Source organism: Xylella taiwanensis (assembly GCF_013177435.1).
Taxonomy (GTDB): domain Bacteria; phylum Pseudomonadota; class Gammaproteobacteria; order Xanthomonadales; family Xanthomonadaceae; genus Xylella; species Xylella taiwanensis.
This window is the reverse complement of record NZ_CP053627.1, coordinates 657,745-669,887: the sequence shown is the minus strand read 5'-3', so window position 1 is coordinate 669,887 and position 12,143 is coordinate 657,745. Positions and strand designations below refer to the sequence as shown.

The window sequence follows — 12,143 nt, the reverse complement described above, 5'->3', positions numbered from 1 at the left end:
CTGTATCTCTTTGCTTTGCTGCACGTGGAGTGATACGAACGGTCGCGGCACGTGCCCGCTCACCGATCATTGGAACCAAGTAGTGACTTGTCTTGTATGGGCGCGATAGGCATCGCCGCTGCGGTTGTTGAGCAGCCCTACAAACAGCCCGAAAGCGACCTCCCAGAGCCAGGTCAGGGTTCCGGCGGCGGCGCCATCCTCGCGGAACGACACGATCTTCAGATCGTCAGCACAATCGATTTTTGCGAGCTCATCCCGTGTCCAACGCATAGAGTTGACCTCCATGACGGCGAAAGCGTCGCAATCAGCCTCGAAGCTCGGATCGCTCTGTGGCGGATATAGAGTGAATGCATACGATCAGTCCACATACTTTGAATATATCTTTAGCAATAGCACTTTCCACGCCTCACACGTTTCTCGGATCGAAGCGCCCGCCTCCGGTGGCATTCCACCAGAACAAGTAAAACATCAGCCACATATTTGCTTGGATGGATATCGTGCTTAGCGATCACTATCAAGCAAACAGGCGCCGCAATGTAGCGATTTCTTCCTCTGCCGACGGTACAGGTTTTGTCAATTCGAGGTTGAACTACCCCTCCCCGCCCATCCATGCTGTACCAAAATGACACCGCACCCTGGAAAACGATCATGGAGACGGGCGTTCTGGTCGCACTCTGGGAACCCGACAGCCATTGCAGCCACGTCGATCATCGCGATGTCGCCAAAACCGCGACAATCACGCTCACCGAGCACCGCCTAGTTTAAAGAACTTGCGCTCTGTGCCCAGCGGGCATCCTGTTCCAACCGGATCTGGCTGCAATACTGACTGCAATCCTCAGACAGGATCTTAACGTCGGAACGATCAAGCGTCACAAGCTGGGGCACGTTCCACACGGCATGATCGCCATGTTCGAGCACCACGATCATGGTGGCTTGCTGGGCAATCCTCTCACTCTGGCGACGATGCTTGACCCCAAGCCACACACAGCGCACCTAGTTTGAGGAACTGACGGAACAGAAAGTGACCGACGCGAGGACACCGCGCACCTCTGAACGGCCCCGGCACACCGGAGCGGACATTGCAATACACCGTGTTCTGGTCGCCGACACCACTCAGCTCCGTCGTCAGGCCCTGACCTTGAGCTGGTCGACGACCCCCTGGCCAACACCGTGCGCCGAGGCTGGATTCTGGCCGGTGATGAGGCGTCCATCGATCACAACATTTTTGGCCCAATTGGGTGCGGGCTGGTGTAACGCACCGCGCTGCTTAAGCGTGCTTGCCAGCAAATAAGGCACGACATTGGCGTACTTGACCTCGGTCTCCTCCGCGTCGGTGAAAGCCGCAACCTTCTTACCGGCGACAAGGTAACTGCCATCGGAGAGTGTTGCGTTCACTAAGGCAGCAGGACCGTGACACACCGCGGCAACAATACCTCCGCTTTCCCAGATATCACGGATCACCTTCTGCACTGCCAGACTGTCGGCAAAGTCCCACATCGTGCCATGACCACCGACAAAGAAGACCGCCGCGTAACGCGACGGATCGAGATCGCCGAGAACGAGCGAGTGGGCCAGCGCATCACGGAACGCTTGGTGCTTCCAAAAGCGGGCGTTGACTGGGTCGGAAAGGTCAAAAAAGTCGATCGGCGGGTGGCCGCCACGGATGGAAGCGATCTCCACCGGGATACCCGCCGCTTCGAAGACCTCAAGCGGATGGGTGAGCTCGACCATCGCAAACCCTGTAGGCTCGCCGCTGTCGCCCCGAATCGGATGGCTGGTCACTACGCACAGGATGGGTTTGATGTGATTGGTCATGGTTTCAGTCTCCTAATGATGTAAGCGAAGCCATGTCGATGACGAAACGATACTTGACGTCACTCTTCAACATGCGCTCATAGGCTGCGTTGATTTTCTGGATGGGGATGATCTCGACGTCAGAGACGATGCCGTGCTGTCCACAGAAATCGAGCATCTGCTGGGTTTCAGGCACGCCGCCGATGAAGGACCCCGAAATGGCCCTGCGGCCACGTACCACACCTCCAGCATTCACCGGCGTGCTGAGCGGTCCCATATAGCCGACGAGTACAAGTACACCTTCCAGTGCCAGGGTAGGCATGTAAGGATTGACGTCGTGGTCATAAGGAACGGTGTCGATGATGACGTCAAAGCGACCGTAGACAGCTTTCATCTGCTCCAGATCGCCCGACAGCACAACATGATCAGCTCCGAGACGCAATGCATCTTCCTCTTTACCAGCGGAACATGTGAACAGGGTTACGTCGGCACCAAGAGCCTTGGCCAGCTTCAAAGCCATGTGCCCGAGGCCGCCGAGACCGACCACGGCAACCTTGCTGTCTTTGTCAACATTCCAGCGGCGCAGCGGCGACCAAGTGGTGATGCCGGCGCAGAGTAACGGTGCGGCTCCGGCTGGATCGAGACCATCAGGCAACGACAGTACAAACTTATCGCGCACGACAATGGCATCCGAATAGCCGCCATAGGTGATACTGCCGTCCTGCCGATCAGCGCTGTTATAAGTGAAGGTCGCACCTTCAATGCAGTCCTGCTCCCACCCTTTGAGGCAAGGCTGGCAGTGCTGACAAGAATCAACCATGCAGCCGACACCGACCAAATCGCCAGCCTTGAAGCGGGTGACTGTCTCACCGATCTCGCGTACACGCCCGATGATCTCGTGGCCAGGCACGATCGGATACGTCGTAAAGCCGCTGTGGTTACGAGCAAGATGCAGATCGGTGTGGCAGACACCGCAATAGAGGATATCGATGACGACGTCATCCGACCTCGGCACGCGCCGTTCGAAAGCGAACTGTTCGAGCGGGCCGGTAGCCGATTGAGCGGCGAAACTCATGACATGCATGGTGTGTATTCCTTCATTTTCGTACCAGGGTTGCCAACCAGCCACGCCACTGCAACGTGGCCGGAAACCAACATGGCACGCTCAGATCTCAAGCGTTACCAGCAGTAAAAAGCGCTTCCCAGCCCATGAAAGGGCCCAACGGAATCACTTCCCAATCGATCAATCCGGCCTCGGCGAGAGGAAACTTGGCAAGCAGCTTTCTGGCGGCATCGACGGACTCAGCTTCCGCAATGATGGCCACACCGGGGCGGTCTTGTCGGAAATAGATGTCGCGGATGATACCGCCCTTGTACATCTTCCAGGCGTGGCGGGCTTCATCCAGCATGTACGGCTGGTATTTCTCCAGACTCGCACCGGGCTGGGGAACGTCAAGACACAGCAGTTTCATGTTTTAACTCCTTGATTAGGGATTGGGGTACAACGGGTCACACGGGCTGAAAGCGGCGCACGGTCTCCGCCACACGCCGGCCGAGATGCTGCGCCGTCTTCAAATCGCTGGCGGGCGGCGCGATCTCCGGAGACTCGTTGTTATTGGCCTGCGTCATCACACCGAGCCAACTTCCGATGCGGTTGAGATCGTCAGAGCTGCCAGTACTGCTGCTGTGACCAGGCATCAGGTCGAGTCCCACCCAGATCATTCCATGCTGAGCCGCGAACAACACCATCGACACAAGCGAGTTGAGCTTATCGCCATGCTGTGCTCCAGAATTGGTGAAGCCAGCGGCGATCTTGTTGCGCCATTTCTGCGCCACCCAAGCTGGCTTGGTGGAATCCTCGAAGAACTGCTTGAGCTTCGCACTGATCAGGCCGTTATAGGTTGGCGAACCGAAAACGATCGCTTCACTCTTTTCCAGAATCTCCCAGTCCACCGGTCCGTCGGCAACGGCCATGAGCCTGACGTTGGCGCTTTGTATTTCCCGGACACCTGCCGCAACGGCCTCAGCAACCCGTGCGGTGTGTCCATAACCGCTGTCATATACGATCGAAATCAACATTTATCTCACCCTTATGTACACGTTCTTTAGAAAGCGGAAATGAGGAAGATCCTGAGCACTTTCCAAAGTTCCGTTTGCTTGTCAGCCACTATAAAGCAGAATTTTAATCAACAATAGTGGATATATTTCCACTCAATGCTTCCTAAATTTCTACAATGATGTGTGTGAGGATATGAGCATGCGGGACATGTTCGATGGCGTGCAGCTATTCGTTGAGGTCGTCGAGGCCGGCGGCTTCACCAAAGCAGGTGAACGGCTTTCACTGACGCGCTCGGCAGTCGGTAAGGCCATCGCGCGCTTGGAAGTGCGGCTCGGCGTCCAGCTTTTTCAACGGACGACGAGGACACAGGCCCTCACCGAAGAAGGCCAGCAGTATTACGAACGCTGCGTGCGTGCGATCGAGGAGTTGCGCACCGCTGAAACCATACTTGAGCACGGTCGGCGGGAAGTAGCCGGTCGGCTGCACGTGTCCTTGCCGGTACTGTTCGGACGGTACTGTGTTGCGCCAATCCTGCGCAACTATGCGCACCAGCACCCCCAGCTCGAACTCGCACTGAACTTCAACGACCGTCATGTTGACCTGATTGCCGACGGTTTCGACCTTGCAGTACGCAGCGGGCCCCTCGGCAATGGCACGACGCTGCGCGCGCGCCGCCTGGGGAGCCAACGTAAGATCCTGTGCGCCTCACCCGATTACTTGGCCGCGAGGGGCGAACCCCGCACGCTTGCAGATCTCGCAGACCACGACCTGCTCGCCTACTGGTGCCATGACCGTGGCATGGTCTGGCAGCTTCCCGACGCGACAGGCGCCCTGGTCAACATTCAAGTCACTTCCCGGCTGCGCTTCGATGATCTCGAGGTGCTTGCGGATACCGCGGCCGAGGGAATGGGCCTTGCCTGGCTGCCCGACTGGCTGCTCCGGGAACGGATACGACGCGGTGAACTCATCGGCATTTGGGGGGATCGTCCAGGCGCGACGCTGGAGTGTCATGTAGTCTGGCCTGCCGCCCAGTATCTGCCACTGCGCTGCAGGCTGGCGATCGACATGCTTGCCGCTGAATTGCCTAAATACCTGAAAGTCCAAGACATATAGCGACCTTTAAATGATATCTCCACGTACCCGCTGACTCCATTGCGGAGTTCGAAGTGACCAATAGAGAAAGGGACTATCGAGCACACTGAATCGACTTTTGCACCCTGCAGCGGCCACGACATCGCCCGTGGCGGTCAGATAGACCGGCTCGAAAGCAATCCAGCCACACCGCGAAGGGTCTGCATCACCTTCGACAGCCTCGCCCAAACGCACTTGGTAACACTCACCGGAGTACGCCAGAATCCGGTCTATCCGGCAGCATCCCGACCATAGCAACGCTTACATCATTGCAGGCTTGCCGTAGTAATGAAGAGGATTGATGAACATCTTGACCAAGACAATAGGAGTGTTCGCCATGACCATGTCGATGCTCTTGAACGCGAGCCAGACAGCGATGGCAGCCGAGAGCAATCCACCCATCATGCGTATCTTTGAATTCGTGCTCGCACCCAGCGACGTGCAACCGATCCTCGAAGCGGGCAGGAAGAATATCGAGGCTTCAGTGCGTGATGAGCCTGGCGTTCTTTCGATGTATTGCGCCGTCGATAAGGACAATCCGACCAAGGTGTATGTGGTCGAGGTCTACCGCAACCAGACGGCTTATCAAGCCCATGTGGAATCCGCACACTTCAAAGCATTCCTTGAAGCCATCAAGGGCAAAGTGCGTTCCCGGCGTGTCATAGAGACGACTCCCGCCGTACTCGGCGCCAAAGCATTCCATTGGCCATGACATCCTTTGCTTCAGTCACAGTCTGACGAGTCAGAATGCTCAGGCAAGCCAATGGACGGCACACGAGTGTGAGTATGAGTGACAGCCGCACACACAGGGATGCGGTCAGAGAAGATAGCTACGCAGGCAACGCGCGTCTCCATGCGCCAACTGCACGCCAGCGAAGCACGCAAACCCAATGTTGGAAATTGGGCCGTAGACGCCAACGCAGTGAGGAAACAATGGAAGCCCGAATGGAACGAGACGTGGCAGGCGGCTCGATACGCAACACAGCAGACCTGGCCATGCTCTCTAGCCGAGGAGTCCCATGCAGGAAAAGCTGGATAGGCTTGATGCCCTATGCAGTAGGTATACGGAACCGGAGAAGCCGCGCCGTACCACAGCATACCGATGCACGTTTTAATTCATCAGATGCAATGCAACCGCGGGGAAAGTGCATCGTCGTGACGCTGCCTGCAACGGGTGCCGCACGGTGCTCATCGTCGTAGCTGGGTCGGCTACGGGGCAACACAGGCTGCGATCACCGCCTATAGGGTACTGGCCGGCACCGTGGTACGGCCTGTCGTACCCACGCTTGACTTGCAGCCATATGCACGACATCACGGCATGGCTACGGAACGATGTGAAATGCCCATTGACAGCGACTTTCTGGAACACCTCGACCAGGGCGGCAAGGTGAGGACCACACCCCGTCACGGACAGACGCGGCGCGTAGGTTCAGCGAGACAGACTGAGCACATGACCACACAGGGCGTGCACCGCACCTGCAAGACAACGAGAAACTGGTTGCGATGATGCTCGCCACGCTCATCGTGAAGACCGGGGTTGAGGTAGAAACGGACGTTGCCCTGGTGAAGCACATCATTGTCGGCGGGCACTATGGGGCACTCGGCTGGGAAATGCCGGGCGTTTTCCACGGGCACGCTGACCAGCAGAGCTGCATCCACTGCATCGTGGACGTGCTCGATATGTGGTCATGTATGAAAGCAGCATTCGAGACGATGGGCGCAGCAGATCAGGCGCACCTTGCCAAGGAAGCAACGCCGTTCGGGGAGCATGTGCAGTTCCCCAGCTTCGATGGGCACAACGGGGGTGAATACCTCAGCATCATGCGTTTCCTCATCAATGACTTAGATAGGTTCAACCGCTTCCGTGACGGACACCACGACCTGAATTCGCATTCCCTGACGCTCAACAACGACGCCAGGATGCTTCGGGTGTTTGAGCCAATGCGCAAGACGCTGATCAGTCAGCATTGAAGCGTGAATGAGCTTACGGGGATCCTAACAGCGAGAGGACAAGCGAGGCGCAGTGCGGTGAATGACGGTAGATGCGAGATTCAAACTCATGGAGGGGGACTCGCCCTCGATCGTTTTCAAGACGACTGCCTTACACCGCTCGGCCAACCCAGCATGGCTAGAAGTGCTTACAAGTTACTGATGGTGGCGCTGCTGACTTTGCTGCGATACTGCTGCGACACGTTGTTTTTACTCATTTTCATCTGGTGTTCTACCGTGTCGCATCGGAGTTCCCAAGTTTTATGCTTTCTCTTGTGTGATCTTCGAAACTGCTCCTTGTACCGCACACGACAGCACGTTTGTTAGGAACTCGGCAACGTGGATGCTCGACGTATCCAGTTGCAACAATCCGATCCACTCGCACTTCTTGCCGACGCAGCAGATGATGCCCAGCGACACGGCTTCTTCTGGCTCGTGTCGGTGCTTGTGGAGCCAGCGCAGGTACAGCGCCATCTGACCTTGGTACGCTGCCGGGCACTCGACAATCTTCAGCTCCATCACTAACCGCTGCCGCAACTTACGGCGATAAAACAGCAAGTCAAGGTGGACATCCGCATCATCGATCTGGATGTGCTTCTGCCGGGCGACGCAGGACCAGCAAGAAGGATTCTATTTCGCCGATGATGGCTGCCTCCAAGTCGCCTTCCTTCAGGTATGCCGTAGACCCAGGAAAGTCAAGAATGTAGGGGTCGCGGATCACCAGTACGGGCAACCTCGCTGCACATCACGCATAGTCGCCAGATCCTGCGCGATCGTCCCATCCGGCTTGGGGCAACGCTATGCATTCGTACAACATCAAGTCGCTGCGCTCATGCCGCATCTGCCCCCCAGCATGCGGCGTTGAGGATCTGCACGTCGTAGTCCCGCTGGAGCAAGTCTTTCAGCGGGAGCAGGGCAATGCAGTGCGTCCAACCCCATGCCGGTATCAGTGATGACGAGCATGTGCTCGTCAGGGAAGGTGGCAACACACGGCACCATCCAGCACAGATCCTGCTCTCAAAAGCGGCTGCCATACTCCCTCACTCAATCACTGCTTCATCTACGCGATGCAATGCAATGGACCCACATTTGCCGCAGACAAACGCTGTACATCGACATGACATCAATCGTTACCAGCCACGGTCATCCGCCCAATCAGCAACGAGCCCATGCTTACGTTTGAGCGCCGATCCACATCGGCTCCCACCGCCTCAATGGCAGCAAACATCTCACGCAGGTTGCCAGCGATAGTCAGACCATCCACCGGGTAGGCAATCGCCCCATTCTCGATCCAAAAGCCAGCCGCGCCACGCGAATAGTCACCGGTCACCGGATTCACCCCGTTGCCCATTAATTCAGTCACCAGCAAGCCACGCGGCAATCCGACAACAAGGGCATCGAGACCAGTCGCATTGGCCATCACCTGAAGATTGTGCACACCGCCTGCATTTGCAGTGGTCTGCAAGCCAAGTTTGCGTGCCGAGTAGCTGCTCAATACATAGCGCTGCAATACTCCGCCCGCAACAAGAGGAGCGTCGCACGTCGCTACGCCTTCGGCATCGAACGTCGCCGAGCGAAGCCCACGGCGCAGATGGGGGCGCTCATCAATCGCAAACCACTCTGGGAACAACCGGGTCCCAACACTGTTCAGCAGGAAACTGGCACCACGATACAACGCCCCCCCGGAAATCGCGGTGATCAGGTGACCAATCAACGAACGTGCTACCTCTGGAACGAACAAGACTGGTAACTGAGTCGTGGTGAGCGAACGCGGCTGCAACCGCGCGACGGTGCGCTCGGCCGCCTTACGTCCCACTGCGGCCGGCGACTCCAGATCCTCTCGCGCCAAGGCGTGGGTATACCAGCCATCACGCTGCATGCCATCGCCCTGACCAGCGATCAAGGCGCAGCTCATCGAATGCTGAGTCACGCGCTCGCGGCCGACAAAACCATGCGAGTTGGCATAGACAGACAAAGCAAAACGAGTACTGACTGAAGCACCGTCAGAATTGGCGATACGCGAATCAGCGGCGCGGCCTGCTGCTTCGCAAGCGAGTGCCAGATCCAGCGCAGCACCGACCTCCAAGGCCCACGGGTGCCAACTGTCCAGGTCTGGGAATACCGTTGCCATCCGCGCTGGATCAGCCAACCCGGTCGCCGGATCATCCTCGGTGTAACGAGCAATAGCGCACGCTTGGGCGACCGTGGCATCCAAGCTTGCTTCTTGCAAATCAGCAGTACTGGCACTGCCCTTACGCTGGCCGAAATAAAGCGTGACCGCAATGCTGCGATCGCACGTGGACTCAACCGTCTCCACCTCGCCCATACGCACGTTCACATCCAACCCGCGGTCCTCACTACACCCCACTTCGGCCTGGGTGGCGCCACAAGCGCGGGCGCGCTCCAGCAACCGCTGGGAAATATCCGCCAGGACATCCAGACGCACCTGGCTGTCAACAACACTATGGAGGTCTGTGGAACATGCGTTCAATGTCTTATCCTGTTGAAGTCAGCGTGCATACGTACACGGTCGATAAAGTTTATTTTCAAATGCGGAAGAATGGTGCGATGCGTGGATGTAATAAAGAAACCGGCGAATTCCTTAGTCCCAGCCGCAGCCAACAACGCCGCACATCACTGGAGGTACTAACACTCGCCGAGAAGCTGGTAGCACTCACCCCGGCTCAGCTGGCCAAGCTGCCCATCCCCGAGGCACTGCTGCCGCACATCACCGAAGCCAAACGGATCACATCACACATTGCGCGCAAGCGCCAGCTTGCCTTTCTCGCCAAACACATGCGACGTGAAGACCCCACAACACTTGATGCGATCCGCGAGCAACTCGATGCCAGCGGCATGCACGCACAGCGTGAGGTTGCAATCCTGCATCGGATCGAACACTGGCGAGAACGCCTGCTCGAAGAGGGTGACAGCGCGCTCACTGAACTGTTAGACGAATATCCACAGGCAGATTGCGCCAGACTGCGCCAATTACTGCGCAACACCAAAGCCGAACAAACCAGGAACAAACCGCCACACGCATTCCGCGAACTGTACCAAGTACTACACGCGTTGATCATCACCCAAAGCAGCGAAGATGAGTATCGAGGAGCACAATGATCGATCGAATCATACTGCGATGCACACCATCTTTTGACCTCGTGCACAAGAGTAAAGGTCGCTGAATAAATATTGCCGTTTCAATGCCATACCGACCCGAATAAAAAAATTTTCGCCGTGCTCCACCGGCAACTATCAGAAACGTAATATCAACAACATCTTGCATACTCTCTAAAAAAATCTCACTGCACCGCAGCACACAACCGAGTCTGAATCACCAAGGGCGGTGCTGCCAAAATGTAGAGCTGCAATTTAAAAATGACACCATCCAAGGCCAAAGAGGCATTCATGCAACAAACGGCTATAGATAGCCAAGCAAACCTCACTCAAAGCGACCTCCGCTGTATCTGGTTTCAATCACATCCTCTCTCCTGTTCGATCATTGATTGAAACACCTGCCTCTGCTGTGATTGCGATAACAACAATCAACAGCATTCAATGAAAGACAGTACTTCACGCGGCAGAATCAGCAAAAGCGCTTCGAGCATCTTACGTCCTAACCGCATTCATGCCTGGGTCCCACCCACGGTTAATGCATCAATCAGTAACGAGGGTTGGCCAACACCGACAGGGATACTCTGTCCCTCTTTGCCACAGATACCCACCCCCGCATCCAAAGCCAAGTCATCGCCAATCATGCGGACCCGCTGCATCGTCTCAGGACCGTTGCCAATCAGCGTGGCCCCCTTGATCGGGGCAGTCACCCGGCCATCCTCAATCAGATAGGCTTCTGTCGCCGAAAACACGTATTTACCGCTGGTAATGTCGACTTGACCACCACCGAAATTGACTGCATAGAGGCCCTTCTTGACCGAACGGATCATCTCCTCGCGGCTATGTGCACCAGGACGCATATAGGTATTAGTCATGCGTGGCATCGTCAAGTGCGCAAACGATTCACGGCGACCATTGCCCGTCGATGCCACACCCATCAACCGAGCATTCAATGTGTCCTGCATGTAGCCGACCAACACGCCATCTTCAATCAATGTGGTGCATTGGGTGGGCGTGCCTTCGTCGTCAATGTTGAGGGAACCACGACGGCCATCCAAGGTACCATCGTCAACGATCGTTACCCCAGGCGAAGCGACGCGCTCACCAATACGACCAGCATAAACACTGGTGCCCTTACGGTTGAAATCGCCCTCCAGACCATGACCAACCGCCTCGTGCAACAACACACCAGGCCAGCCAGCACCGAGCACAACCGGCATGACACCAGCGGGAGCAGGGATCGCCTCAAGATTGACCAACGCTTGACGAAGCGCCTCCCGTGCAAACGCGTCCGGGCGGCCATCGGCGAACAATTCAGCATACCCATAACGCCCACCACCACCGGCATAACCGGATTCACGGCGACCATGATCTTCAACGATCACCTGCACGTTCAATCGCACCAACGGACGCACATCGGCAGCAAGCACACCATCACTGCGCGCCACCAACACCACATCGACACCACCAGACAAATTCACCATCACCTGGGTCACACGCGGATCAGCAGCACGCAATAACTGATCGATACGCCGCATCACCGCAATCTTCTCAGCGTTATCCATCTCACCTACCGGATCCAAGGCCGGGTACAAGCACAGCGCCCGTTCCTGACTGCGCAACAACGCATGTGTCCCTTGCACTCCGTTCCCAGGTGAACGCGAAATCGCACGCGCTGCATATGCCGCCTCAAGCAACGCTTCGCGGTGGATGTCATCGGAATAAGCAAAGCCCGTCTTCTCACCGGCAATGGCACGCACACCTACACCCTGCTCAATCGAGTGATTTCCATCCTTGACAATACCATCCTCTATACTCCAACTCTCACGTCGGGCGTGCTGAAAATACAGGTCACCAAAATCGACGCCCGGTCCGAGTAAGGTTCCGAAAATAGAATCAATTTGGCCGCCATCCAAACCGGAAGGCAGCAACAGCTGGGATTCAGCTACAGAGAGTGCGGTATTTTTCATGAGCCAAGGATGGGGGCGGATCAAGAAACACGCAAGCACTCGCGTTGCATCAGCACGATTGAGTCAGATGAACGCGGCAAATACCC

Annotated in this window: 13 protein-coding genes and 1 tRNA gene; 4 read left to right on the top strand and 10 right to left on the bottom strand. The window is 56.5% G+C overall.

Annotation, left to right across the window (positions count from 1 at the left end):
* Window positions 1–66 precede the first annotated feature (66 nt).
* From PLS229_RS02740 to PLS229_RS02720, 5 genes are all read right to left on the bottom strand, one after another.
* Window positions 67–270 (bottom strand): hypothetical protein, encoded by a 204-nt coding sequence (locus PLS229_RS02740; RefSeq protein WP_051482293.1) that lies wholly within the window; start codon window positions 268–270, stop codon window positions 67–69.
* 855 nt (window positions 271–1,125) lie between these two features.
* Window positions 1,126–1,815: a type 1 glutamine amidotransferase domain-containing protein gene (locus PLS229_RS02735; RefSeq protein ID WP_038270918.1), complete on the bottom strand. Its 690-nt coding sequence runs from the start codon at window positions 1,813–1,815 to the stop codon at window positions 1,126–1,128.
* Window positions 1,816–1,819: 4 nt separating this feature from the next.
* Window positions 1,820–2,878: an NAD(P)-dependent alcohol dehydrogenase gene (locus PLS229_RS02730; RefSeq protein WP_038270917.1), complete on the bottom strand. Its 1,059-nt coding sequence runs from the start codon at window positions 2,876–2,878 to the stop codon at window positions 1,820–1,822.
* 88 nt (window positions 2,879–2,966) lie between these two features.
* Entirely contained in the window at window positions 2,967–3,266 is a 300-nt protein-coding gene (locus PLS229_RS02725) for a YciI family protein (protein WP_038270915.1), read from the bottom strand.
* Between the two features lie 37 nt (window positions 3,267–3,303).
* Window positions 3,304–3,873 (bottom strand): flavodoxin family protein, encoded by a 570-nt coding sequence (locus tag PLS229_RS02720; RefSeq protein ID WP_038270913.1) that lies wholly within the window; start codon window positions 3,871–3,873, stop codon window positions 3,304–3,306.
* A 178-nt stretch (window positions 3,874–4,051) separates the two neighbouring features.
* Here PLS229_RS02720 and PLS229_RS02715 point away from each other — a divergent pair, with 178 nt between their 5' ends.
* The 3 genes from PLS229_RS02715 to PLS229_RS02705 all read left to right on the top strand — a co-directional run bounded on the left by PLS229_RS02715 (window position 4,052) and on the right by PLS229_RS02705 (window position 6,955).
* On the top strand, window positions 4,052–4,966 hold the full coding sequence (locus PLS229_RS02715) for a LysR family transcriptional regulator (protein ID WP_038271010.1): 915 nt from the start codon (window positions 4,052–4,054) through the stop codon (window positions 4,964–4,966).
* Between the two features lie 319 nt (window positions 4,967–5,285).
* Window positions 5,286–5,696, top strand: a complete 411-nt coding sequence (locus tag PLS229_RS02710) for a putative quinol monooxygenase (protein WP_201745835.1) — start codon at window positions 5,286–5,288, stop codon at window positions 5,694–5,696.
* A gap of 791 nt (window positions 5,697–6,487) precedes the next feature.
* Window positions 6,488–6,955, top strand: coding sequence for a YfbU family protein (locus PLS229_RS02705; RefSeq protein WP_038270910.1), 468 nt, complete (start codon window positions 6,488–6,490; stop codon window positions 6,953–6,955).
* A 65-nt stretch (window positions 6,956–7,020) separates the two neighbouring features.
* On the opposite strand, the gene PLS229_RS02700 is transcribed toward PLS229_RS02705, so the two are convergent.
* The 4 genes from PLS229_RS02700 to pmbA form a co-directional block, all read right to left on the bottom strand.
* Window positions 7,021–7,106, bottom strand: a tRNA-Ser gene (locus tag PLS229_RS02700).
* Window positions 7,107–7,234: 128 nt separating this feature from the next.
* Complete coding sequence (locus tag PLS229_RS12545; RefSeq protein WP_051482292.1) at window positions 7,235–7,531, bottom strand: PDDEXK nuclease domain-containing protein; 297 nt, start codon at window positions 7,529–7,531, stop codon at window positions 7,235–7,237.
* A gap of 19 nt (window positions 7,532–7,550) precedes the next feature.
* Window positions 7,551–7,706, bottom strand: coding sequence for a DUF1016 domain-containing protein (locus PLS229_RS12540; RefSeq protein WP_230428166.1), 156 nt, complete (start codon window positions 7,704–7,706; stop codon window positions 7,551–7,553).
* Window positions 7,707–8,096: 390 nt separating this feature from the next.
* Entirely contained in the window at window positions 8,097–9,464 is a 1,368-nt protein-coding gene (gene pmbA / locus PLS229_RS02690; RefSeq protein WP_038270909.1) for a metalloprotease PmbA, read from the bottom strand.
* Between the two features lie 77 nt (window positions 9,465–9,541).
* Here pmbA and yjgA point away from each other — a divergent pair, with 77 nt between their 5' ends.
* Window positions 9,542–10,093 carry a ribosome biogenesis factor YjgA gene (yjgA, locus tag PLS229_RS02685; RefSeq protein WP_038271008.1) on the top strand — a complete coding sequence of 184 codons (552 nt, stop codon included), beginning with the start codon at window positions 9,542–9,544 and terminating at the stop codon, window positions 10,091–10,093.
* A gap of 506 nt (window positions 10,094–10,599) precedes the next feature.
* Here yjgA and tldD read toward each other — a convergent pair.
* Window positions 10,600–12,057, bottom strand: coding sequence for a metalloprotease TldD (gene tldD, locus PLS229_RS02680; protein WP_038270908.1), 1,458 nt, complete (start codon window positions 12,055–12,057; stop codon window positions 10,600–10,602).
* Window positions 12,058–12,143: the final 86 nt, after the last annotated feature.